27 protein-coding genes are annotated in these 21852 nt (G+C 74.7%); 20 read left to right on the top strand and 7 right to left on the bottom strand.

Annotated features, from left to right (window positions below; all coding sequences use genetic code 11):
* Positions 1 to 16 precede the first annotated feature (16 nt).
* Both Ae331Ps2_RS00955 and Ae331Ps2_RS00950 read right to left on the bottom strand, forming a co-directional pair.
* Positions 17 to 607, bottom strand: coding sequence for a TetR/AcrR family transcriptional regulator (locus Ae331Ps2_RS00955; RefSeq protein WP_075311339.1), 591 nt, complete (start codon positions 605 to 607; stop codon positions 17 to 19).
* A 193-nt stretch (positions 608 to 800) separates the two neighbouring features.
* On the bottom strand, positions 801 to 1232 hold the full coding sequence (locus tag Ae331Ps2_RS00950; RefSeq protein WP_043281432.1) for a nitroreductase/quinone reductase family protein: 432 nt from the start codon (positions 1230 to 1232) through the stop codon (positions 801 to 803).
* A 25-nt stretch (positions 1233 to 1257) separates the two neighbouring features.
* Between Ae331Ps2_RS00950 and Ae331Ps2_RS00945 the strand changes: the two genes are divergently transcribed.
* The gene (locus Ae331Ps2_RS00945; RefSeq protein ID WP_083702287.1) at positions 1258 to 1641 is read left to right on the top strand and encodes a hypothetical protein; all 384 of its coding nucleotides are present in this window, start codon (positions 1258 to 1260) and stop codon (positions 1639 to 1641) included.
* 31 nt (positions 1642 to 1672) lie between these two features.
* Here the strand turns inward: Ae331Ps2_RS00945 and Ae331Ps2_RS00940 are convergent, their stop codons facing one another.
* Positions 1673 to 1951, bottom strand: a complete 279-nt coding sequence (locus Ae331Ps2_RS00940; RefSeq protein ID WP_020627088.1) for a helix-turn-helix domain-containing protein — start codon at positions 1949 to 1951, stop codon at positions 1673 to 1675.
* Between the two features lie 126 nt (positions 1952 to 2077).
* Here Ae331Ps2_RS00940 and Ae331Ps2_RS00935 point away from each other — a divergent pair, with 126 nt between their 5' ends.
* The 7 genes from Ae331Ps2_RS00935 to Ae331Ps2_RS00905 all read left to right on the top strand — a co-directional run bounded on the left by Ae331Ps2_RS00935 (position 2078) and on the right by Ae331Ps2_RS00905 (position 7530).
* Complete coding sequence (locus Ae331Ps2_RS00935) at positions 2078 to 2920, top strand: IS5 family transposase (protein ID WP_075305978.1); 843 nt, start codon at positions 2078 to 2080, stop codon at positions 2918 to 2920.
* A gap of 77 nt (positions 2921 to 2997) precedes the next feature.
* Positions 2998 to 3774: a type I methionyl aminopeptidase gene (map, locus tag Ae331Ps2_RS00930; protein ID WP_020627089.1), complete on the top strand. Its 777-nt coding sequence runs from the start codon at positions 2998 to 3000 to the stop codon at positions 3772 to 3774.
* A 234-nt stretch (positions 3775 to 4008) separates the two neighbouring features.
* The gene (locus tag Ae331Ps2_RS31755) at positions 4009 to 4167 is read left to right on the top strand and encodes a hypothetical protein (protein ID WP_158071467.1); all 159 of its coding nucleotides are present in this window, start codon (positions 4009 to 4011) and stop codon (positions 4165 to 4167) included.
* Positions 4168 to 4268: 101 nt separating this feature from the next.
* Positions 4269 to 5351 carry an alpha/beta fold hydrolase gene (locus Ae331Ps2_RS00920; protein ID WP_249265347.1) on the top strand — a complete coding sequence of 361 codons (1083 nt, stop codon included), beginning with the start codon at positions 4269 to 4271 and terminating at the stop codon, positions 5349 to 5351.
* A gap of 125 nt (positions 5352 to 5476) precedes the next feature.
* Positions 5477 to 6688, top strand: coding sequence for a cytochrome P450 (locus tag Ae331Ps2_RS00915; RefSeq protein ID WP_075313038.1), 1212 nt, complete (start codon positions 5477 to 5479; stop codon positions 6686 to 6688).
* Between the two features lie 14 nt (positions 6689 to 6702).
* Positions 6703 to 6900, top strand: coding sequence for a ferredoxin (locus tag Ae331Ps2_RS00910; RefSeq protein ID WP_020627093.1), 198 nt, complete (start codon positions 6703 to 6705; stop codon positions 6898 to 6900).
* Positions 6901 to 6981: 81 nt separating this feature from the next.
* Complete coding sequence (locus tag Ae331Ps2_RS00905; RefSeq protein ID WP_075311341.1) at positions 6982 to 7530, top strand: dihydrofolate reductase family protein; 549 nt, start codon at positions 6982 to 6984, stop codon at positions 7528 to 7530.
* A gap of 81 nt (positions 7531 to 7611) precedes the next feature.
* Here Ae331Ps2_RS00905 and Ae331Ps2_RS00900 read toward each other — a convergent pair whose 3' ends face one another.
* A complete protein-coding gene (locus Ae331Ps2_RS00900; protein WP_075313040.1) occupies positions 7612 to 8241 on the bottom strand; it encodes a DedA family protein in 630 nt (209 codons plus the stop codon).
* Positions 8242 to 8304: 63 nt separating this feature from the next.
* Between Ae331Ps2_RS00900 and Ae331Ps2_RS00895 the strand changes: the two genes are divergently transcribed.
* Positions 8305 to 9042, top strand: coding sequence for a class I SAM-dependent methyltransferase (locus tag Ae331Ps2_RS00895; RefSeq protein WP_075311342.1), 738 nt, complete (start codon positions 8305 to 8307; stop codon positions 9040 to 9042).
* Here the strand turns inward: Ae331Ps2_RS00895 and Ae331Ps2_RS00890 are convergent.
* Together Ae331Ps2_RS00890 and Ae331Ps2_RS00885 are read right to left on the bottom strand one after the other, a co-directional pair.
* Complete coding sequence (locus Ae331Ps2_RS00890; protein WP_020627097.1) at positions 9021 to 9761, bottom strand: IclR family transcriptional regulator; 741 nt, start codon at positions 9759 to 9761, stop codon at positions 9021 to 9023. The two genes, Ae331Ps2_RS00895 and Ae331Ps2_RS00890, sit on opposite strands and share 22 nt — an antisense overlap.
* Positions 9758 to 11263 (bottom strand): APC family permease, encoded by a 1506-nt coding sequence (locus Ae331Ps2_RS00885; RefSeq protein WP_020627098.1) that lies wholly within the window; start codon positions 11261 to 11263, stop codon positions 9758 to 9760. Before Ae331Ps2_RS00885 ends, Ae331Ps2_RS00890 begins: the two co-directional genes overlap by 4 nt.
* 166 nt (positions 11264 to 11429) lie before the next feature.
* Between Ae331Ps2_RS00885 and Ae331Ps2_RS00880 the strand changes: the two genes are divergently transcribed.
* The 5 genes from Ae331Ps2_RS00880 to Ae331Ps2_RS00865 are packed head-to-tail and all read left to right on the top strand — an operon-like array spanning position 11430 to position 14958.
* Entirely contained in the window at positions 11430 to 12995 is a 1566-nt protein-coding gene (locus tag Ae331Ps2_RS00880; protein ID WP_198932145.1) for an FAD-dependent oxidoreductase, read from the top strand.
* Between the two features lie 29 nt (positions 12996 to 13024).
* Positions 13025 to 13681: a Rid family hydrolase gene (locus tag Ae331Ps2_RS00875; RefSeq protein ID WP_075311344.1), complete on the top strand. Its 657-nt coding sequence runs from the start codon at positions 13025 to 13027 to the stop codon at positions 13679 to 13681.
* Between the two features lie 38 nt (positions 13682 to 13719).
* The gene (locus tag Ae331Ps2_RS32945) at positions 13720 to 13923 is read left to right on the top strand and encodes a hypothetical protein (RefSeq protein WP_233147476.1); all 204 of its coding nucleotides are present in this window, start codon (positions 13720 to 13722) and stop codon (positions 13921 to 13923) included.
* Positions 13827 to 14228 carry a GNAT family N-acetyltransferase gene (locus Ae331Ps2_RS00870; protein ID WP_349289848.1) on the top strand — a complete coding sequence of 134 codons (402 nt, stop codon included), beginning with the start codon at positions 13827 to 13829 and terminating at the stop codon, positions 14226 to 14228. Before Ae331Ps2_RS32945 ends, Ae331Ps2_RS00870 begins: the two co-directional genes overlap by 97 nt.
* 49 nt (positions 14229 to 14277) lie before the next feature.
* On the top strand, positions 14278 to 14958 hold the full coding sequence (locus Ae331Ps2_RS00865) for a hypothetical protein (RefSeq protein ID WP_075311346.1): 681 nt from the start codon (positions 14278 to 14280) through the stop codon (positions 14956 to 14958).
* A 4-nt stretch (positions 14959 to 14962) separates the two neighbouring features.
* Here the strand turns inward: Ae331Ps2_RS00865 and Ae331Ps2_RS00860 are convergent, their stop codons facing one another.
* Positions 14963 to 15835 carry a MaoC family dehydratase gene (locus Ae331Ps2_RS00860; protein WP_075311348.1) on the bottom strand — a complete coding sequence of 291 codons (873 nt, stop codon included), beginning with the start codon at positions 15833 to 15835 and terminating at the stop codon, positions 14963 to 14965.
* A gap of 126 nt (positions 15836 to 15961) precedes the next feature.
* Here Ae331Ps2_RS00860 and rsfS point away from each other — a divergent pair, with 126 nt between their 5' ends.
* From rsfS to Ae331Ps2_RS34100, 6 genes are all read left to right on the top strand, one after another.
* Positions 15962 to 16345: a ribosome silencing factor gene (rsfS, locus tag Ae331Ps2_RS00855; protein ID WP_020625811.1), complete on the top strand. Its 384-nt coding sequence runs from the start codon at positions 15962 to 15964 to the stop codon at positions 16343 to 16345.
* A complete protein-coding gene (locus Ae331Ps2_RS00850) occupies positions 16342 to 16962 on the top strand; it encodes a histidine phosphatase family protein (RefSeq protein ID WP_075311350.1) in 621 nt (206 codons plus the stop codon). The genes rsfS and Ae331Ps2_RS00850 overlap by 4 nt, the downstream gene beginning before the upstream one ends.
* Complete coding sequence (gene octT / locus Ae331Ps2_RS30890; protein ID WP_139318971.1) at positions 16955 to 17686, top strand: diglucosylglycerate octanoyltransferase; 732 nt, start codon at positions 16955 to 16957, stop codon at positions 17684 to 17686. The genes Ae331Ps2_RS00850 and octT overlap by 8 nt, the downstream gene beginning before the upstream one ends.
* Complete coding sequence (locus Ae331Ps2_RS00840; protein WP_139318972.1) at positions 17683 to 19125, top strand: FGGY-family carbohydrate kinase; 1443 nt, start codon at positions 17683 to 17685, stop codon at positions 19123 to 19125. The genes octT and Ae331Ps2_RS00840 overlap by 4 nt, the downstream gene beginning before the upstream one ends.
* Before the next feature lie 9 nt (positions 19126 to 19134).
* Entirely contained in the window at positions 19135 to 19989 is an 855-nt protein-coding gene (locus tag Ae331Ps2_RS00835; protein WP_075311352.1) for a DegV family protein, read from the top strand.
* A gap of 234 nt (positions 19990 to 20223) precedes the next feature.
* The gene (locus Ae331Ps2_RS34100) at positions 20224 to 21507 is read left to right on the top strand and encodes a helix-hairpin-helix domain-containing protein (RefSeq protein ID WP_337819493.1); all 1284 of its coding nucleotides are present in this window, start codon (positions 20224 to 20226) and stop codon (positions 21505 to 21507) included.
* Positions 21508 to 21852: the final 345 nt, after the last annotated feature.

Below are 21852 nucleotides of genomic sequence, written 5' to 3'. Positions count from 1 at the left end.
GACTCTCCGGAGCCGATCAGGGCGGGGGCAGCAGTCCCTGGAGCAGGGTCCCGGCCATGGTCGACAGGATGGCCGGGTCCTGGCCGACCCGGCCGAGGACCAGGAGGCCGAGTTGCCCGGCGAGCACCGCGTGGGCGGTCTCCTCGGGGTCGACGTGGGGGGTGACGTCGCCCTCGCGCTGCGCTCGTCGTACGGCTTCGGCCAGCAGGGTCGTCGTCGCGGCGTAGCTGCGCCGGGCCTCGGCGGCCACCTCGGCCACGTCGGTGGACAGCTCCATCGCGGTGTTGGCGAGCAGGCAGCCCCGCCGTGCCTCCGCTCCGTCGGGATCGCGCAGTGGGCCGGTCACGAAGTCACGAACGACGTCGACGGCGCGGTCGCTCTGCTCCAGGCGGGTGCGCAGCATCGCGTCGTTGGCGTCGTCGTACTCGCGCAGCACGCGCAGGAACAGGCTCCGCTTGTCCCCGAACGCCCCGTACAGGCTTCCCTTGCCGAGGCCGCTGGCGGCCAGGAGGTCGTCGAGCGAGGTACCTGCGTACCCCTTGTCCCAGAACGCCGCCTGCACGGATGACAGGACCCGCTTCTCGTCGAACTGGCGGGGACGCGGCATGACGCGATGCTACCGATTCTGGACCGATCGGTTCACCATCGGAACGGTGTACCGGCCGGTGGGCCGGGGGTCGTCGTCGGTCACAGCGTACGGACGAGGTGGGTCGGGGTCCCGGGGCTGCACGGAAACTGGGGCGTCGCATGCCTCTCGTTGCGGAGCATGGGCTCCCGGTATCCCCGTGCAGCGTCCGAACTCAGACCCGCTGCAGCTCCAGCACCGGGATGATCCGCTCCGTCGAGCGCTGGTACTCGCCGAACTGCGGCTCCAGCGCGACCTGGCGGGCGTAGACCTCGTCCCGCTCGGGACCGGTGACCTCCCGCACCCGCACGGGTAGGGTCTCCGTGCCGAGCTCGACGCGGGTGTCGGGGTTCGCCAGGAGGTTGTGGTACCAGTCCGGGTTGGTGTCGGCGCCGCCCTTGCTGGCGAAGATGAAGATCCGCTCGCCGTCGAGGAGCGGGACCAGGGGCGCGATCCGCTCGGTGCCGGACCGGGCTCCCGTGTGGTGGACCAGCACGAGCGGCTTGCCCTCGAACATGCCGCCCGCTCGTCCTCCGGTCGCCCGGAACTCCTCGATCACGGCGCGGTTCATCGCCGCGAGGTCGAACGGGGCCGACGCGTCACTCATCTCGTGCTCCTCCAGGAGGTGTCCGGTGCCGTCCGGCACCGCTGGGGTCAACCTCGCCCCGTCGTCGGCCATTCCGGCGGGCCTCGCCCCGGTCGACGGGCCCGGCCGCGCCGGGTACCCAGGACCTGTGGAGTCCTTCGAGTTCGTCCGCCTGTCCGACGGGCTCGTGTACCGGTTCCACCGCGAGGCGGCCGACACGAACGGGCGGCCGGTCTACCGGCGGGCGGACGGGGTCGTGTGGTGCCGGTGGCTCGACGGTGCAGGCTGGTGCGTCGTCGACGGCGAGGACCGGAGGAACGGGTGGCCGGTCGGCGGTTCGCCGGACGGCACCACGACCCCGCCGGCGACGCGCTGGTACAGCGAGAAGGCGGGGCGGGGACACCTCTACGAGCTGCGTCCCGGTCAGTAGCCGGGTAGCGGTGCCGGAGGTGCGGGCACCGCTACCCGGCGGCCTCCATCGCCACGTCCGCCACGTCGCTGCCGCGCCAGGTGTCGGCCAGCTCCTGCATCGGCATCCCGAGCGCCTCGGCGAGGCAGGCGATCGTCCCGAACCCCGGGCTCGGCAGGCGTCCGGTCTCGATCTTGCGCAGGGTCTCGGGGGAGACCCCGGCGGCCCGGGCGAGCTCGACGGGGTCGCGGTCGCCCCGGGCCCGGCGCAGCAGCGCACCCAGACGGCGACCGGCGTCGATCTGCTCGGGCGTGAGGGGGTGGCGGACCATGGGACGAGACTAAGAGGTCGCGCGGATTGATCACAGCTGGGTCGCGGCCGGGTGTCGATGGTGAGGGGCGGGCACGGGCCTGTCGATCATGAAGTTGTTGACTCTTCGTGATCGTCTGGAGGCCGCGTGCCCGCCCTGCCATCATGGTTGACCGAGCCGTTGTGGGACCAGTTCGCCGCGCTGCTGCCGCCCCGGGGCGAGTTCGATCCCACTCATCCGTGGGGCTGTCACCGCCGCCGGATCGCGGATCGGGTCGTGTTCGACAAGCTCCTGCAGGTGCTGCGGTTCGGCTGCCCGTATCAGGGCGTCTCCGACAGCACCTGCTCGGCGACCACCATCCGCGATCGCCGTGACGAGTGGATCCGGCTCGGGGTCTTCGCCCAGCTACGCCGGATCGCCCTGGACGCCTACGACCGCATCGTCGGCCTGTTGCTTGACGACGTTGCCGTCGACGGCGCCATCACCAAGGCCCCCGGCGGCGGTGAGGTCGCCGGACCGTCACCGGTTGACCGGCGTAAACAGGGCATGAAGCGATCGGTGCTCGTCGAGGGCCATGGCATCCCACTGGGCCGGGTCCTGGCCGGGGCACACCGCCACGACTCCCCGCTACTGGGCCCCACTCTCGACCACCTCGACGCTCTCGGCCCGCTGCCCGACGACATCACCGTGCACCTCGACGCCGGCTATGACTCCGGTAAGACCCGCGACACACTCACCGAACGGGGCCTGCACAGCGAGATCGCGCGCAAGGGCGAGAAAGCACCGATCCAGGCCACCCAACGCTGGCACATCGAGCGCACCAACGCCTGGCACAACAGCTTCAACCGGCTGCAGCGCTGCTACGAACGCCGCGAAACCGTCGTCGACGCGTTCTTCGACCTCGCCGACACCATCATCACACTCCGTAGCCTGATCCGGCAGGCCTGGACCACGCACCGCTGGGACAGCCGACCACACCGCCGCCCATGATCATCCATCAATCCGCGCGACCTCTAAGGTCGGTATTACTGTACCGGCAAGCGTTGGCGCTCCGGTATAGTAATACCGTGATCGAACTGAAGACGCCGGCCGAGATCGACCGGATGCACACGACCGGCCGGTTCGTCGCCGAGGTGCTCACCGAGGTCGGCCGGATCGCCGACGTCGGCGTGAACCTCCTCGACATCGAGCTGCACGTGCGCGGCATGCTCGCCGAGCGCGGCGCCGAGTCCTGCTACTGGGACTACGCCCCGTCCTTCGGGCGCGGCCCGTTCCGCAACGTCATCTGCCTCTCGGTCAACGACGCCGTGCTGCACGGGCTCCCGCACGACTACGTCCTGCGCGACGGCGACGTCCTCAGTGCCGACATCGCCGTCAGCATCGACGGCTGGGTCGCCGACTCCGCCCGGACGATCATCGTCGGCACCACGGCCGACGAGGGCGACCGACGTGTCATCCGTGCCACCGAGGACGCCCTGGAGGCCGCGATCGACGCGGCCCGGCCGGGCAACCGGCTCGGCGACATCTCCGCCGCCATCGGTGGGGTCGCCCGCGACTACGGCTACCCCGTCAACACCGAGTTCGGTGGGCACGACCTCGGCCGCACCATGCACGGCGACATCCACATCCCGAACACCGGGCGGGCCGGTCGCGGCCTCACGCTGCGACCGGGGCTGACGCTCGCGCTCGAACCCTGGTTCGCACGGACCACCGACCGGATCGTGTTCGACCCCGACGGCTGGACCATCCGCTCCGCCGACGGCTCGCGCACCGCGCACTCCGAGCACACCGTCGCGATCACCGAGGACGGCCCCCGGGTGCTGACCCGGCGCGGGCAGGACTGACCGACCGGGCAGTCCCGGGCGTCTCACCGGTGTTCACCGACCTCTCCGGCCGGCCGCTGCTGATGACCGTACGTGACGGACCGTCGGGCTCAGGTCGACGCACCGTGATACCGGTGGAAGTACGCGCGGCACCGTCCGCGACATCGATCTTGTTGCGGCACACGAGAGTTGGGAGCTCAGTGCCCACGACCCGACTTCGCGCGTTACCACCATGTGAACTCCGATGACCTGACCATGCCGATCCTCGACCGCGCCCAGCTCGCCGAGCTGCGCCGCAGCACCGGTCCGGCGCCCGCCGAGCCGCCACCGAACGCCGGGGCCTGGCTGCTGATGATGATGCTGGGGCTCGGCATCGTCGTGACGATGCTGGTGCTCGTCGTCGCCTGGAGCTGATCCCCGCCCGGACGGGATCTTGTGCCGCGCGTCACAAAGGTGAAGAGTCGCTCCGGTCCGCGTCTTCGACGGAGCAGGAGCGTGACAGAGCAGTGACGACCGTGACGACAGCGCAGCCGGCCGCGATCGAGAATCCCTTCTACACCCACGAGTTCCATGGCGACTACGAGCTGATCAGCGTCGGCGAGTTCGCGCTGGAGGAGGGCGGGGTGATCCCCGACCTGCAGCTCGCGGTCGCCACCTTCGGCACGCTGAACGCGGCGAAGGACAACGCGATCCTGGTGACGACCTGGTACTCGGGGACGCACCAGATCTTCCGCGACGTCTACATCGGCCCGGACCACGCGTTGAACCCGGAGCGGTACTTCATCGTCGTGGTCAACCAGATCGGCAACGGTCTGTCGACCAGCCCGCACAACGCCTCGGGCGCGAACGCCGGCATCGCGATGTCGAACTTCCCGCACGTCCGGATCGGCGACGACGTCCGCGCCCAGGAGCAGCTGCTGCGCGAGCACTACGGGATCGACCGGCTCGCGCTCGTCGTCGGCGGATCGATGGGTGCGCAGCAGACCTACGAGTGGATGGTGCGGTTCCCGGACAAGGTGCGCCGTGCCGCGCCGATCGCCGGGACCGCGCAGAACACCCCGCACGACTTCCTCTACACGAAGGCCCTGGTCGAGGCGATCACCTCCGACCCGGGCTGGAACGGCGGGAACTACGCGAGCAACGCCGACGTCGAGGCCGGGCTGCGGCGCCACGCCGGCATCTGGGCGGTCATGGGCTTCTCCACCGAGTTCTGGAAGCAGGAGGTCTGGCGCGCCCTGGAGTTCGACTCCAAGGAGGCCTTCATGGCGCGCTTCCTGGAGCCGTACTTCACCGCGATGGACCCCAACGACCTGCTCTGCATGGCGTGGAAGTGGCAGCGCGGCGACGTCGCCCGCCACACCGGCGGGAACCTCGCCGAGGCACTCGGTCGCAACGAGGCCGTCACCCGGGTCATCCCGATCAACGAGGACATGTTCTTCCCGGTCCGCGACCACGAGGCCGAGCTGGAGCTGACCCCGCACGCGACGATCCGCGTCGTCGACGACCTGCTCGGGCACCTCGCCCTGTTCGGTGTCGCGCCCACCTACATGCCGCAGATCGACCAGTACCTGCAGGAGCTGCTCGACAGCCCGGCGTGACCGCGGGCCCGGGCCGTCCCCGACCCGCCCGTTCGGGGACGGTCCGGTGCACTCCGGGCACATTCGTGGCAGATACTGCCAGTAAATCGTAGGCTGGGGTCACCACCACGACCCCAGGAGTGTCGATGACCCTCGCCGCCGAGCGTCCCCGCTTGCCGTTCACCCGACCGAACCTGCTCGACCTCGCGCCCTTCTACGAGGTCCTGCGCCGTGAGGCGCCGATCGCGCCGGTGACCACCCCGGCCGGCGACCCGGCGTGGCTGGTGACCCGGTTCGCCGAGGTCCGCGAGCTGCTGGGCGACAAGCGGTTCGGCCGGTCGCACCCGGAACCGGAGAAGGCGTCGAGGAGCAGCACCGCGGCCGTCCAGGACGGGCCGACCGGTACCTACGAGACCGAGGAGCAGGAGCACGGCCGGATGCGCCGGCTGCTCACCCCGGCGTTCTCCGCCAAGCGCATGCGCCGGCTGTCCGGGCACGTGCAGGAGCTCGTCGACGGCTACGTCGACGCGATGGTCGCCGACCACGACGCGTCCGCCGACGGCGTGGTCGACCTGCACGCCCACCTCGCCTTCCCGCTGCCGGTCGCGGTGATCTGCTCGCTGCTCGGGGTCCCCGAGTCCGACGGCGAGTACTTCCGCGGGCTGTCCGACCGGATGGCGACCTACTCCGGCGACGACGCCCATGCCGCCCGCGAGGAGTTCGGCCGCTACATGGCCGGGCTCGCCGAGGGCAAGCGCGCCGAGCCCGGCGAGGACGTCATCAGCGACCTCGTCGCGGCCCAGGCCGCCGACCCGACCTTCGGCTACGACCAGATGATCCGGCTCTGCGTCGGGCTGCTGTTCGCCGGGCACGAGACCACCGTGAACCGGATCGGGCTGGGCATGCTGTTCCTCATGGGCAACCGGCACGAGTGGGACAAGCTCGCCGCCGACCCCGAGGGCCGGGTCGACGCCGTCATCGAGGAGGTCATGCGCCTCGGGGCGCCCGGTGACCTGGGGCTGCTGCGCTACGCCCATGAAGACGTGGAGGTCGCCGGGGTCACCATCGCGCGCGGCGACGCGGTGATCCTCTCGGTCAACGCCGCCAACCGCGACGTCGACGTCTTCGACCACGCCGAGACCTTCGACCCCGACCGCGCCGAGCGCGGGCACGTCGGCTTCGGGCACGGGCCGCACTTCTGCATCGGCGCGAGCCTGGCCCGCACCGAGCTGCGCGCGGTGTTCGCCACGCTCGCCCGCCGGCTGCCGGACCTGGAGCTCGCCGTCGGCATGGACGAGCTCGACGTGCGCACCGACCACATCACCGGCGGGGTCCGGAGCCTGCCGGTCCGCTGGTGAGGGAGGTACCCGCGATGAAGGTCGAGGTCGACCAGCACGCCTGTGTCGGGTCGGGGCAGTGCCTGCTCACCGCCCCGGACGTGTTCGACCAGCGCGACTCCGACGCCGTCGTCGAGCTGCTCACCGACACCCCGCCGGACGGTCAGGAGCAGGCCGTGCGCAACGCCGCGCACGGCTGCCCGGCGGCGGCGATCACCGTCGTCGAGGGCTGAGCCGGCGGCGACCGACGAGTTCGGGACGCCTCCGCGGTCGACCCTGGTGTCTACGCACCGACGACCGTGGAGGCATCTCCCGTGCGCACCCTCGCGATCACCCAGAACATCACCCTCGACGGCGCCGTGGAGTTCCTCGGCGACTGGTTCGACCCCACCGCCGACGGCCAGGACGAGGTTCTCGCCGAGCTGCACCGCCAGGACGCCGCCTCCGACGCGACGCTGCTCGGGCGCCGCACGTTCTGCGACTTCCGCGGCTTCTGGCCCGCCCGGACCGACGACACCACCGGCATCACCGACTACCTGAACCAGGTCGACAAGTACGTGGTGTCGTCGAGGCTGACCGACCCGGAGTGGGAGAACTCGACCGTCCTGTCCGGGGACCCGGTCACCGAGGTCGCGGCACTGAAGGATCGGCCGGGCGCCGACATCGTCTGCACCGGCAGCATCACGCTGTGCCACACGCTGATCGCGGCCGGGCTCGTCGACGAGATCCGGCTGTTCCACCATCCCGTCGTCCAGGGTGCGGGCCGGCGGCTGTTCCCGGACGGATGGTCCACCGAGCACCTGCCGCTGCTCGACTCGCGGACCTTCGGCGCGGTCACCTACACCGCTCACGCGCTGCGCTGAGCGATCCGTCCCGTCAGCAGGTCGCGGCCCGGACCGGTCGGCTCGCCGACGGCGTCCGCCCGCCCGGCCCGACGGCGGGGCTCACGGCGCCGTCTCCTCCTGCGCGGCGGCCCGCTCGACCCGGTGCCGCACGTACCGCGAGACCAGCAGCCCGCCGACCACGGCGACGATCAGCCCGATCCAGGAGAACCGCTTCAGCCACGTCTCGGCGACGATCCCGAGCAGGTAGATCAGGGCGACCGTGCCGCCCGCCCACAGCACCGCGCCGGTCGCGTTCGCGGCGAGGAACTTCGGGTAGTGCATCTTCATCGTCCCGGCCAGCGGGCCCGCGAGGATGCGCAGGATCGCCACGAAGCGGCCGAACAGCACCGCCCAGACCCCGTGCCGGTCGAAGATCCGCCGGGCCACGGTCATGTGCGCCGGACCCAGGTGCCTGGGGAACCGGCGGCCGAGCCGGTCGAGCAGACCGGTGCCGTAGCGACGGCCCACCGAGTAGCCGATCGAGTCGCCGACGATCGCCCCCGCCGTCGCCGACGCCGCGACGGCCACCGGGTCGATGGGCGAGCCGGGGCGGGCGGCCAGCAGGGCCGCGCCGACGAGCACGATCTCACCGGGCAGCGGCACCCCGATGCTCTCGACACCGACCACACCCGCGCACAGGAAGTAGATCGCGAGCGGGGGGATCGCCAGGAGGAACGTGTCGACGTGCACCACCCCATCATGCACACGTATCGGTGGTGCGGTGGCGGCCCGGTGCGGGCATCATGCGCGGACGTGAGCACACCGCTGGAGCAGGTCTTCTGGGCCGCCCACGACGACCTGCCCCGCGAAGCGCCGGGATCGGAGGAGACGACGGCACTGCTGCTGCGCCTGGCCGGGGACCTGCCGGAGCGTCCGCGGATCGTCGACATCGGCTGCGGGACCGGTCCGGCGACGCTGCCGCTGGCGGCGGCGACCGGCGGCGAGGTCGTGGCCGTCGACCTGCACGAACCCTTCCTCCAGCGGCTGCGCAGCCGCGCGGCGACGTCCGGGCTGGGGGAACGGGTGCGCCCCCTCGTCGCCGCGATGGACGACCTGCCGCTGCCCGACGGCGAGACCGACCTCGTCTGGTCCGAGGGTGCCGCCTACGTCATGGGGTTCGACGCGGCGCTCGCCGGCTGGCGGCGGCTGCTCGCCCCGGGCGGGGTGGTGGTCCTCACCGAGGCCGAGTGGACGACCACCGAGCCGTCGCCCGGCGCTCGGGAGTTCTGGGACGCGGGCTACCCGGGGATGCGGACGACCGCGGAGAACGTCGCCGCCGCGCAGCGCGCCGGGTACACGGTCCAGGCGGTCTACCTGCTCCCCGACTCCGACTGGGACGCCTACTACCGCCCGCTGGCCCGCCGGATCGCCACCCTGCGCGAGGACGGCGTCGACCCGGCGGCGCTGGACGAGGTGGGCGGCGAGATCGCCGTCCGGGAGCGGTTCGGCACCGAGTACGGCTACACCGGCTACGTCCTGCGGCCGCGCTGACCCGGTGCCCGCGCGCCCGTGAGACCGCCGATCCGGTCGGCCCCCGCGCGCAGCAGCGCTGTCAGGTCCGGGTCGGTGACCGGCAGCCGCCCGGTCGGGCCGAGCGCGGCGAGACAGGCGACGACCCCGCCCGCCGCGTCGCGCACCGCGACCGCGACCGACGAGCGGCCGGACCGCAGTTCGTCGACCTCGGTGGCCACCCCCGTGCGCGCCACCGTCCGCAGCTCCGCGGCCAGCGCGGCCCCGGCGGTCACGGTGTGCCGGGTCAGCGCCCGCGGCCGGTCGGGGACGAGCTCCGGCTGCGCGGCCAGCATGATCTTCCCCATGGCCGAGGCGTGCGGGTGGGCGAGCAGCGTCCGCTCCCCGGGCAGCTCGTGGTCCGGGTCGCGGTCGACCAGCCGAAGCGTGCCCGCGGGCCAGTCGGCGACGAACAACCCGAACCGGACCCGGCCGCGGATCCCGGCGACGACCTCGGCCAGCTGCGGCGGTCCCTCGGCCGCGCCGGCCAGCTCCCGGGTGCGGCGCCCCAGCGCGAACCCGGACAGGTCGCTGATCCGGACCAGGTAGCCGTCGGCGACGAGCACGTTGAGCAGCCGGTACGCCGTCGCGGACGGGATGCCCGTCGTGCGCGACAGCTCGCGCGCCGTCGCGCCCGGCCCGATCCTCGCCACCGCCTCCAGCAGCTCCAGGGCCCGGCTCGCGGCGCCCGGCTCGCTCACGGCGGGTCCCCGGCTCGCGGGCTCCGCCGGACCAGCCGCGGCGTCCCCGAGGCGTCCGGGACGAAGTCGCCGGCCCCGGGCAGGACGTCGTCGCTGCCGGGCTGGTCGAACACCCCGATCCTCGCCAGCCGGTCCGGGTGACGTCGCAGGAACCGCCACCACACCGGTCCCACCGCGCAGCAGACCGCGAGGGCCACCGCGGCGCCGGTCCCCTCGGGGGTGTCGAGCAGACCGGGCAGCCGCAGCACCAGCAGGGCGCCGCCGAGCACCGCGACCGTGCACCCCAGCACGAGCACCGGGCGGGTGTGCTCCCGGATGCGCAGCAGGAACGCGACGGCCGCGACCGCGACCAGCACGTACATGAGGGTGACGAGCGCCCGCACCAGGTGGCGCACCGCGTCCGTCCCGGCCGGGGCCAGGTCGGCGAGCAGCCCGCCGAGCAGGACCACGGCCACGATCCCGACGACGGCACGGTGCGGTGTGCGCCACCGCCGGTGCACCGTCGCGAGGGCACGCGGCAGCAGCCGCTCCACCCCGAGGGAGAACGCGACCCGTGACGCCGCGTGCGCCGAGGCCGCGGCCGAGGCCAGGTAGGAGCAGGCCAGACCGGCGTGCAACGCCACCACCAGCGCGGTCGGCGCGCCCGACGCCCCGGGGTCGGACAGGATCGCGACCAGGGTCGTGGCGCGGCCGGTCCAGCTCGCCCAGGCCGCGAACGACAGCAGCGCCCCGCACAGCAGCGGGGTCCAGAGGACCACCCGGGTCACCGTGACCAGCGGACGTCGCGTCTCCGGGCCGAAGAAGGTCGCCGACTCGAAGCCGGCGAGCATGAACATCGCCATCAGCGCGACGGCGAGCAGGTCCGGCACCGGCCCGGCCGGGACCGGGGCGGCGAGGTGCGGAGCGGGGACCAGCAGCACCGCGACGACGAGCAACAGCGAGCCGATCTCCACCCCGAGCAGGGTGAGGGCGGCGACCCGCGGCCCCCGCACGAGCACCGTCGCGATCCCCACCGCGACCACCAGGTGCAGCAGCACCTGCGCGCCGGCCCCGCTCACGTCGACCCCGGCCGCGCCGGCGAGCGCGGTCAGGGCCCGGCCGCCGGCGTAGAGCGTGATCGCGGCGCTGCCCAGGTACTTCGCCCCGATCACGACGGCCGTCACGAGCGCGGCCCGGGCACCGAGCCCCTGGTAGACGAAGCTGTAGACACCGCCCGCGGCGGCCTGGCGTCGGGTGAACTGCCCGAGGCAGAGCGCCACCATCGTCACCGCGACCGTGGCGCCGACGATGACGAGCAGCCCGGACAGCGGGTCGGCGAGCCGGCCCACGACCAGGGGCAGCATCGCCATCGACGCGGCGGGCGCGGTCGTCGCCACCGACTGCGCGACCAGCTCGGTCGCGCCCATCCGGCGCCGCCCGAGCGGTGCCATCGGCGACTCTGCCCGCAGCTGGGTGTGGCCGGGGGAGAAGGACCGCGCGATGGCCCTGTCGAGGTCGGACACGGACGGCGACGCTAGGACCGCGCTGTTGCCCGGGTGTTGCGCCCGCGCGTCGGACGTCGAACCCGCGATGGGAACCCGCCGCCGGTCTTCCCGGTCCGGTTGCCGTGAACGCAGCGCCGGCGACCCGCGACCGTCGCCGCCGGTTCCGAGTATCACCGCTGTGACCGTGACCCGCAGAACGTTCATCAGGGCGCTGGGGCTGGCCGGTGGGGCCGGCGCCGCGTACGAGGCCATGGCGACCATCGGGCTCGCCCCGCGCGCCGGCGACGACCCGGCCTGGACGCCACCGTCGCGCGACGCCGCCGCGGCCGGCCGCCGCGTCCTCGTCCTCGGCGCGGGGCCCGCCGGGCTCGCCGCGGCCCACGAGCTCGGCAAGGTCGGCTACGACGTGTCCGTCGTCGAGGCCCGCACCCGGCCCGGTGGGCGGGTCTGGTCGGTGCGTGCGGGCACCGAGGAGGCCGACCTGAACGGCGAGACGCAACGCTGCACGTTCGCGCCAGGACACTTCTTCAACCTGGGCGCGACCCGGATCCCGCAGAGCCACGTCACGCTGGACTACTGCCGCGAGCTCGGGGTGGAGATCCAGCCGTTCGGCAACCAGAACGCCAACACCGTCGTCAACTACACCGACGCGGGGGCGCTGGCCGGAACCTCGGTCACCTACCGCGCGGCGAAGGCCGACACCTTCGGCTACGTCTCCGAGCTGCTCCACAAGGCCACCGCGCGCGGCGCGCTCGACGACGTCCTGAGCGCCGCGGACAAGGAGGCGCTCTCGGAGTTCCTCGTCTCGCTGGGCGACCTGTCCTCCGACGGCCGCTACCTCGGCTCCCCGCGGCGCGGCTACGCCCGTGAGCCCGGCGCGGGGACCGACGCGGGCACCCCCACGGTTCCGTACCCGATTTCCTCGGTGATCCGCAGCGGACTCGGCCGGAACTTCGCCTTCGACTACGAGTACGACCAGGCCACGATGATGTTCACCCCGGTCGGCGGGATGGACCGGATCCATTACGCGCTCGCCGAACGGATCGGCGCGGACCGGATCCGCTACGGCACGGCCGTCACCGGGCTGCACAACACGCCGGACGGGGTGACCGTCGACGTCGTCCCGGCCGCGGGCGGCCCGGTCGAACGGCTGGTGGCCGACGAGGTCGTCTGCACCCTGCCGCCGCACCTGGTGACCCGGCTCGACACCAACCTGCCCGCCGCCGTGCTGGCCGCGCAGCGCGCGGCGAAGCCCAGCTCCTCGGGCAAGCTCGGCATCGAGTACACCCGCCGCTGGTGGGAGACCGACGAGCGGATCTACGGCGGCGCCAGCAACACCGACCGCGACATCGCCCAGATCATGTTCCCCTACGACCACTTCCACGCCGACCGGGGCGTCGTCGTCGGCTACTACAGCTCCGGCAAGCGGCAGCGGGCCTTCGAGTCCCTGACCCACCGCCAGCGGCTCGCGAAGGCCCTGGACGAGGGCGCCGCGATCCACGGCGAGAAGTACCGCTCCGACATCGCGTCGTCGTTCTCCGGCTCGTGGGCGGTGACCCGCTGGTCGGAGTCGGCCTGGGCGAGCTGGGAGGCCACGAGCCCGGAGTACCGGCTGCTCACCCAGCCCGCCGGCCGCATCTGGTTCGCCGGTGACCACCTCTCGCACGCCATCGCCTGGCAGCACGGCGCGTTCACCTCCGCCCGCTCGACGGTCTCGGCGCTGCACGCCCGGGTCGCCGGCGGCGCCTGACCCCACCCCCGTTCCCCCGAGGAGTCACGATGCGACGTCCCGTTCCCGCCCTGATCGCCCTGTCCGTCACCGCCGCGCTGGCCACCGGCTGCGCCGGCGCCGCGCCCGACGCCGCCGAGCCCGGCCCGCCCGCCCTGCCCGTGCTGGAGGCAGGCGAGGCCAACCCGATGATCGCCGAGGGGGTGAGCCTGGTGAGCGGGGCGTCGCTGTACAAGTCCAGCGGCCTCGGCCCGGCCGCGGCGAACCCCGCGGCCGCGGACGGCACCCCGCAGGCCTACGTCGACGCCGGCCAGTTCCCCGGCGGCACCCTCCCCGCCGGGGTCACGATCACCGAGGCCCAGGGCATGAACGTGCTGGCCAGGATCAAGGAGAACCTCGAGGCCCGGGGCCTGCGCCTCGACGACGTCACCTCGATGCGGGTGTTCCTCGACAACGCGCCCGGCACGACCCGCGCCGACTACGCCGGCTGGAACCGCGCCTACCGCCAGTACTTCGCCAACACCGACCTGACCACCGGGGAGACGGTGCTGGTCCCGACCGGGACGGCCGCGCCCGCCGCGCCGCTGGTGCGCAACCCCGCCCGGCCCAGCCGGTTCGCGCTGGAGGTGGCGAGCCTGCCGGTCCCGGGCTGGCTGGTGGAGGTCGAGGTCGACGCCGTCTACCCGGCCGGGGTGACCCCGCGCTGACCCGGCCGGGCCCGGACGCGGCGGTACGGTCGCCGGTCGTGACCCCCGTCGTGCCACCTGCCCCGCGCCCCCGCACCGACGACGACCTGCCCGCCTGCGTCACCGTGCTGCGCGCCGTGCACGACACCGACCGGTACCCGTCGACCTGGCCGGCCGACCCGGTGGCGTTCCTGTCCCCGCCGGGGCTGGTCACCGCGTTGGTCGTCACGGCGGGCGGGTCGCGGGGCACGCCGCCCTGCTGACCGACGACCACGAACCCCGAGCGCTGCGGCTGACCCGGGTGTTCGTCGACCCGGCCGTCCGCCGGGCCGGCCACGCCCGTGCCCTGCTGGACGGGATCACCGCCGAACTCGCGGCCCGCGGCCGCGACGGGGTGCTCGACGTCGTCGAGTCCGTCCCGGCCGAACGCCTCTACCGGTCCGTGGGCTGGCTCCGCACCGGTACGGCACCCGCCGGGTGGCGGTTCCCGGACGGCCGCGAACCGGTGGCCGCGCTCTACCGGTTGCCGGTCACGCAGCGCCGAAAGGGTGACGACGCAGCGCGATAATCGGCCGTCGGTGACGCCGAGCTGCGCCGATCGGGCTACGGTGCCCCTCGTGATCGCTGTCCCCACCCCGTCGGTGGCCGGGCTGCTGCTCCGCGCGGTGCCCCAGCCCGTACGCCGGGACGCGCACGCCGCGATGCACGTCCTCGCCCCGTGGGGTGCGGTGTCAGCCCAGCTCGTCCAGGACTCCGGCGGCGGCGTCGCCGACCACGACGTGCACGTCGACGGCGATCCGGTCCACATCCCGTTCCGGGTGTCGTTCCCCTGGCCGCCGGCTGCGGTCCTCGGCCGGCTGAGCCCGCGCCGCCGCGCCGTCGTCGCCGCGTGGATGTCGCGCAGCGAGAACGCCGGGCACCGCCAGCGTGCCGTGCGCGAGCTGTTCGGCGTGCCCGAGGCGTGGGTGGTGCCGTTCGTGGTGGCGCCGTGCGGGGAGTACGTCCACGAGATCGGCACCGACGTCGACCGGTTCGTCCGCACCGAGCTGGACCGCGATCCCGGCCTCCGGGACGCCTACGCCCGGTTCGTGCGCGACAACCCCCGCTTCTTCGGCATCACCCTGCATCGCGCGGTGACCTTCCGCCAGCTGGACCACCGGTGGCCGCACCGGGACGACCCGGAGCGCAGCTACCCGCAGCTGGCGGCGCTCGACGCGCTGTCCGCCCTGGCTCGTCGGGGCGGGCGGGACCACCCGGGGTACCCGGCGCCGCCGAGTGTGACCGCGGCGCCGTCCTGAGCGCTCAGGCGGCCGGCGACGACGCGGTGCTCTCCGTGCTGATCTCCGCGCTGCCGCGGTCCAGCACCACCTCGCCGTCGACGGCGGTCCGGAACGCGACCGTGCCGCCGCCGGTGTCCCACACCGAGACGGTGAGCGACTGCCCGGGCACGACCGGCCGGGTGAACCGGGCGTCCATCGCGAGGAGGCGGCGGGGGGCGCCGCCGCAGACGGTCGCGACCAGCGCGCGGGTGGTGAACCCGTAGGTGCACATGCCGTGCAGGATCGGCTGGTCGAACCCGCCCTTCGCGGCGAACGCCGGGTCGCTGTGCAGCGGGTTGCGGTCCCCGGTGAGCCGGTACAGCAGCGCCTGGCCCGGCGTGGTCCGGTAGGTCACCTCGTGGTCGGGCGCGCGGTCGGGAACCGGGCTCGGCACGCTGTCCCCGCGGGTGCCGCCGAAGCCGCCCTCCCCGCCGAGGAACAACGTCTTCCTGCTGGTCAGCACCAGTTCCCCGGTGCTCGCGTCGACGGCATCGGCCTCGGTGCGCACCAGCGCCCCGGACCCCTTGTCCAGCACCTCGGTGACCGTCGCGGTCACCCGGACCCGTCCTTCCACCGGCAGCGGCGCGACCACCCGGAACGCCTGCTCGGCGTGCACGACACGGGCGGCGTCCACCTCGCCCAGGTCGACCTTCGCGCCCGCGGTGACGATCTCCGCGAACGACGGCAGCACCGCCGTCCGCACGCCCGCGGTGTTCTCCGTGGTCAGCGACAGCTCGGCGGTGGGGTCCTCACCCCCCGCTCCGACGGCGATCGCGTACAGGAGCACGTCGTCCCGTGCCCACGCGAAGCTGACCGGCTCGCACTGCGTGCCCTCGAGATCGGGCGCCAGGGGCATGGGGAGTCTCCTTCGACGTTCCACCGTGAGGCGGAAACCTATCCCGCCCGGTGCCCGCCGCCCAAGTCCCCGGTGCCCGGCTGACACACTGTCGAGGTCAATCGTGGTCGTGAAGGGAACAGTGTGGTGACGGCATCACCGGAGGCGGTCGAGCTGGCGAAGGTGGCCGCGGCCGCCGCGGCCGACAAGAAGGCCGTCGACATCGTCGCGCTCGACGTGTCCGACCAGCTCGCGCTGACCGACTGCTTCGTGCTGGCGTCGGCGGCCAACGAGCGTCAGGTCCAGGCCATCGTCGACGAGGTCGAGGAGAAGCTGCGCGAGCGCGGCAGCAAGCCGACCCGGCGCGAGGGCGACAACGACAACGGCTGGGTGCTGCTGGACTTCAGCGACATCGTCGTGCACGTCATGCACACCGAGCAGCGCGGCTTCTACGGCCTGGACCGGCTCTGGAAGGACTGCCCGGCGATCGAGGTGCCCGACCCCCAGGGCGACCCGGACGGCACTGCATGACGCTGCGCCGGGTCACCCTGCTGCGGCACGGGCAGACCGAGTACAACTCCGTCGGCCGGATGCAGGGACATCTCGACACCCGGCTGACCGACGTCGGCCGCGCGCAGGCCGCGGCCGTCGCGCCGCGGCTCGCGCAGGAGCGGTTCGACCGGATCATCACCTCGGACCTGACCCGCGCCCACGACACCGCGACCGCGGTGGCCGAGGCCGTCGGGCTGCCGCTGTCGGTGGACAAGCGGCTGCGGGAGACCCACCTCGGGGACTGGCAGGGGCGCACGATCGACGAGATCGGCGTCGACGACCCGGGCGCGATCGCCGAGTGGCGGTCCGACCCGCGGTTCACCCCGCCCGGCGGCGAGTCCCGGGTCGACGTCGTCGTCCGGTCGCTGCCGGTCGTCGAGGAGCTGGACCTGGAGTACGCCGCCGACCCGGAGGACCGCTCGGTGCTGCTCGTCGCGCACGGCGGCATGATCGCCGGGATGGTGTGCGGGCTGCTCGACCTCCCGCAGTCGTCCTGGCCGGTGATCGGCGGGCTGGGCAACACGCGCTGGGCCGTCGTCGCCCGTCGTGACGACCACCCCCGCTGGCGCCTGGCGGGGTACAACATCGGTGCCTGACCTGCTGGTCGTCGGCGACTCGCTGGCCTTCCACGGACCCGAGCGACCCTGCCCGGCCGACGAGCCGCGGCTGTGGCCCAACGTCGCCGCCGCCCGGCTCGGGGGTCGTGCCGAGATCGTCGCCCGGGCCGGGTGGACCGCCCGGCACGCCTGGTCGGCGATCAGCGGGGACCCACGGGTGTGGGCGGCGCTGCCGCGGGTCGGCGCGGTCGTGCTCGGGGTGTCCGGGATGGACTCCCTGCCGTCCCTGCTGCCGACGGCGCTGCGCGAGCTGATCCCGGTGCTGCGCCCCGCCCCGCTGCGGCACACCGTCCGCACCGCCTACCGGCGTGCCCAGCCGCGGATCGCCCCGGTGCTGGCGCGGCTGCCCGGCGGGGGACCGGCGACGCTGCCGCCTCGTCTCACGGCCGCCTACCTGGAACGCTGCCGGGCCGGGGTGCACGCGCTGCGGCCCGGGCTGCCGGTGGTGGCGCTGGCCCCGTCGGTGCACCGCGCCGCCGACTACGGCCTGGCCCACCCGCACCGCGCCGCCACCGACGCCGCGGTCCGCCGCTGGGCGGCCGGCACCCCGGCCGTGACCGTGCTCGACGTGCCCGCGCTGGTCGGCGAGCACGTCCTCGGCGGACACGGCAACCCGGACGGCCTGCACTGGGGCTGGGCGGGACACTCCGCCGTCGGGGAGGCGCTGGCCGGGCTCCTGGAGCCCACGGTGGCCCGGCCGTGACCCTGCTCGGCATCGACCTGGGCACCACCTCGGTCAAGGCGGCGGTCTTCGACGACGACGGCGTCCGCGTCGCCGCGGCCCGCGCCACGCACCCGACCGCGCGTCCCGCGCCCGGCCACGCCGAGCAGCACCCGGACGACTGGTGGTCCGGGCTGACGGAGGTGGTCGGCGCGCTCGGCCCGGCACTGGCCGGGGTGACCGCCGTCGGGCTGTGCGCCCAGGTCGACACCCACCTGTTCGTCGACGGGGCCGGCGCGCCGGTGCACCCGGCGATCACCTGGCAGGACGGTCGGTGCGGCGCGGTCGCGGCGACGCTCACCGACCGGCTGTCGTCCGCGGACCGGGCCCGGCGCCGCGGTGGGACCGGCTCCGTCGACGCCTCGCACGCGGCCGCCCGCGCCGCCTGGCTCGCCGAACACCGGCCCGACGCGTGGGCCCGCGCGCGCAGGGTGCTCGCGCCCAAGGACTGGCTGCTCGAACGCCTCACCGGCACCGCAGTGGCCGATCCGCTCTCCTCGACCGGACTCCTCGACCCCGACGGCCGGTACCCGGAGTGGCTCGACCTGCTCGTCCCCGGGTTGCGCTCGATGCCGGCGCCCCTGGCCGACCCGGCGTCGGTCGCGGGGGAGACCACCGGCGCGGGCGGGCTCCCGGCCGGGCTGCCCGTCGCCGTCGGGACGATGGACGCCTGGGCGGCGCTGCTCGGCGGCGGGATCGCCGCCCCCGGCGACGCGATCGACATCGCGGGCACCTCGGAGGTCCTGGCCCTCGCCGCGGCGCCCGGCGGCGGCGCCCCGGGGATCGTCACGTTCCCGCCGTGGCGCGGGCTGCACGTGCACGCAGGACCCACCCAGGCCGGCGGCGACGCGCTGACCTGGGCGTCCGCGGTGCTGGGCGTCGCACCGGCCGAGCTGCTGGCCCGGGCCGCCGATGCCGAACCGGGGCGGGTGCTGTTCCTGCCCCAGCTCGCCGGGGAACGGGCCCCGCTGTGGGACCCCGACCTGCGCGGGCACTGGCTCGGCGCGAGCTTCGCCACCGGGTCCGCCGAGCTGGGCCGCGCCGTGCTGGAGGGGGTCGCGCACGCCGCCCGGCACGTCCTGGGCCCGCTGGAGTCGGCCGCCGGCCGCCGCCCCGAGACCATCGCCGCCTGTGGCGGTGGCGCGGCGAGCGACCTCTGGTGCCAGATCAAGGCCGACGTGCTGGACCGGCCGCTGCGCCGCACCGCCGAACGCGACGCCGGGGTGCTCGGCGCGGCGATGCTCGCCGCGCTCGCGACCGGCCGGGCCGCCTCGGTCGGTGAGCTCGCCGGACGGATGGTGCGGGTCGACCGCGAGTTCACCCCCGACCCGCGCACCCGCGGCCGCCTGGACGACGCGCACGGCCGCTACCTCGCCGCGCAGCGGGCACTGGCACCGCTGTTCCGCCCGCCGGGTGGATAGGGTCCGGCCGTGCCCCCCTCGCCGGTCGCCGTGGTCACCGACTCCACCGCACACCTGCCGCCCGGCGTCGCGGAACGGCGCGGCATCCACGTCGTCCCGCTGGAGGTCCGGCTCGGCGAGCGCACCGCCCGCGACGGTGTCGACGTCTCCGCCGCCGAGCTGATCGTCGCGCTCGCCGACCGCACCCTGCTCGTGCAGACCTCGCGCCCGACCCCGGCCGCGTTCGCCGAGCGCTTCACCGCCCTGCTCGACGACGGCGTCCCCGCCGTCGTGGCCGTGCACCTGTCGCGCGCGCTGTCCGGCACCTGGGACGCGGCCCGGCTCGCCGCGCAGGAGGTCGCCCCGGACCGGATCCGGGTCGTCGACTCCGGTGCCATCGCGATGGGCCTCGGCTTCGCCGTGCTCGCCGCCGCCGACGCCGCCGGAGCCGGCGCCACCGCCGACGACGTCGAGGCCGTGGCCGGCGCCGTCGCCGCACGGGCACGGGTCTTGTTCGCGGTGCAGGACCTGGAGCGGCTGCGCCGCGGCGGCCGGATCGGCGCCGCGTCCGCGCTGATGGGCACGGCCCTGTCGGTCAAGCCGATCCTGCACCTGCGCGACGGCCGGATCGCGCCGCTGGAGAAGGTGCGGACGACCTCGCGCGCGACCGAACGGCTCGTCGCGCTCGCCGTCGCCGAGGCGGGTCCGGGCGCACACCTCGCCGTGCACCACCTCGGCGCCGAGGACCGGGCCGAGGACATCGCCGACCGGCTGCGCGAACAGCTGCCCGACGCCGCCGAGGTGCACGTCTCCGAGGTCGGCGCGGTGATTGGGGCGCACGTGGGAGCCGGTCTGGTGGGGATCGTGGTGGTGCCCGCCGTCTGACCGCCGGGCGATGATCTCTCGGGTCGTCGCGCGAGGCCGTCGGATGCTCCGGGTGACGCCGACATGCCCGGCTCTCGCCCCGGGCCGACAGGCCCCGCCGGTGTGTAGCACGGACCGCCGACGATCCGGCCGCGCCGTGGCCCACGGCAGCGCATCGGTCCCCAATCGATCGATCCGTCCACAGGCCCGGCATCGGCCGGTCGGAACGGGGGTGGCGCACCTAGCGTCGGGTGCGTGACCAGGACCGACGCCTCCCTCGACCCGGCCCGGCGGCTCGCCGGGATCGGGACGCGCGGGCGGGTGGACGCGGTCGCGGACCGGCTCGATCCCCCGACCGTCCCGTTGCCCGCGCTGCCGGTGGCTCCCGGCGCGTCCGGACCACGTCCCGGATCACCGCCCGCCCACGGACCGGGCGCCGTCGGGCCGCCCCCGCCGCGCGCCCACCGCGCTGCCGGGCCGCCCGTGGCGGCGCCGTCCGCGTCCCGGCCCGGCACCTGGCCCGGTGCGACGCCCCTCCGGCACGACCCCGCCACCCTGCACGGCGCGACACCGGGCCGGCCCGATTCCGCCGCCCCGCACGGGCCGGAACCGGTGTGGACCGCCGATCCCTCCGCCACGCACCGCGGAGCGACCGGCCCCGTCGCGCCGGAGGAGCCGGCACCGGTGTGGACCGCCGACCCCGATGCCGGCCACCCCCTGGCCCTGCTGGCCCGGGACGACCCCGCACCGTCCGAGGAGCTCGGCGACGACGTCCCGCACGGCGGGCGGCCGTCGTGGCTGCGCCGCCGAGCCCAGCGGTGGCTGCCGCCGTCGCTGGCCGGGGCGCGGGTGGACCCGGGCCGCCCCGGTGCGCTCGCGCTGGTGGCGGTGGTGCTCGCCGGGGCGCTGGTCGCCGGGGTGGGGGTGTGGCTCGACCGTCCCACCGTGCAGCCCGTCGGCGGCCTGCCCGAGGTGACGGCGGTGCCCGGTGGGGCGGCGACGGGGGAGACGGACCGGTCCGCGGGTCCTGGTGGGCCGGCGCCCGTCGCGGCGGCACCGGTCACCGCGGGGCCGCTCGTCGTGAGCGTCGTCGGGCGGGTCGCCCGGCCCGGTCTCGTCCGGGTCCCCGACGGCGCACGCGTCGCCGACGCCCTCGACGCCGCGGGCGGCGCGCTGCCCGAGGTCGACCTCGGCGCGCTGAACCTGGCCCGCCGCCTCGGCGACGGGGAGCAGATCGCGGTCGGCGTCCCACCGGCGCCCGACGCCGCCCCGGTCCTGCCCGCCCCGGGCTCCGAGCCGGCGTCGGGCGCCGAACCGGGCGCGGCCGCCGCACCCGCCGCACCCGGCGGGAAGATCGACCTGAACACCGCCACCCTCTCGGACCTCGACGCCCTGCCCGGCGTCGGCCCGGTCACCGCGAAGAAGATCATCGACTGGCGCAGCGCCAACGGGCGCTTCAGCCGGGTCGAGCAGCTGCGCGAGATCGACGGCATCGGCGAGCGCCGTTTCGCCCAGCTCCAGGAACTGGTGCGGGTGTGACCCGCGCCGGAGCCCGCCGGCCCGAACCGGTGCCCGGGGAGCGCGACGACGAGCGTGCGGAGCAGCAGGAACGTCCCGCCCCACCCGACCTGCGCCTCGTCCCGGCCGCGCTCGCCACCTGGGCCGCCGTCCTCGCCGGGCTGCTCGGCGGCACCGCGGGCGGGATCACCGCCGCCGTCCTCGCGGCGCTCGCCCTGACGGTCACGCTGCTCCGTGCCCGGACCAGCGCCCGCGCCGCGGCGCCGTCCTCGATCGTGCTCGCCGCGGCCGGGTGCGCGCTCGTCGCGGCCGTCCTGGGCACCGTCCACGCGGCCGCGCTGGCGTCGCACCCGCTGCGCGGGCCCG

The sequence above is a fragment of the Pseudonocardia sp. Ae331_Ps2 genome (assembly GCF_001932405.1).
In the GTDB taxonomy this organism is placed as follows: domain Bacteria; phylum Actinomycetota; class Actinomycetes; order Mycobacteriales; family Pseudonocardiaceae; genus Pseudonocardia.
Note: the sequence above shows the minus strand (reverse complement) of the source record. Positions and strands in the feature narration are given on the sequence as shown.

Excerpts from the sequence above, each read along its gene's own strand:
- Ae331Ps2_RS00910 (WP_020627093.1), top strand. The coding sequence starts at position 6,703 with ATGAAGGTCGAGGTCGACCAGCACGCCTGTGTCGGGTCGGGGCAGTGC.
- Ae331Ps2_RS00875 (WP_075311344.1), top strand. The coding sequence starts at position 13,025 with ATGCGACGTCCCGTTCCCGCCCTGATCGCCCTGTCCGTCACCGCCGCG.
- Ae331Ps2_RS00955 (WP_075311339.1), bottom strand. The coding sequence starts at position 607 with ATGCCGCGTCCCCGCCAGTTCGACGAGAAGCGGGTCCTGTCATCCGTG.
- Ae331Ps2_RS00950 (WP_043281432.1), bottom strand. The coding sequence starts at position 1,232 with ATGAGTGACGCGTCGGCCCCGTTCGACCTCGCGGCGATGAACCGCGCC.
- Ae331Ps2_RS00860 (WP_075311348.1), bottom strand. The coding sequence starts at position 15,835 with ATGCCCCTGGCGCCCGATCTCGAGGGCACGCAGTGCGAGCCGGTCAGC.
- Ae331Ps2_RS31755 (WP_158071467.1), top strand. The coding sequence starts at position 4,009 with ATGCCGATCCTCGACCGCGCCCAGCTCGCCGAGCTGCGCCGCAGCACC.
- Ae331Ps2_RS00915 (WP_075313038.1), top strand. The coding sequence starts at position 5,477 with ATGACCCTCGCCGCCGAGCGTCCCCGCTTGCCGTTCACCCGACCGAAC.
- Ae331Ps2_RS00940 (WP_020627088.1), bottom strand. The coding sequence starts at position 1,951 with ATGGTCCGCCACCCCCTCACGCCCGAGCAGATCGACGCCGGTCGCCGT.
- Ae331Ps2_RS00850 (WP_075311350.1), top strand. The coding sequence starts at position 16,342 with ATGACGCTGCGCCGGGTCACCCTGCTGCGGCACGGGCAGACCGAGTAC.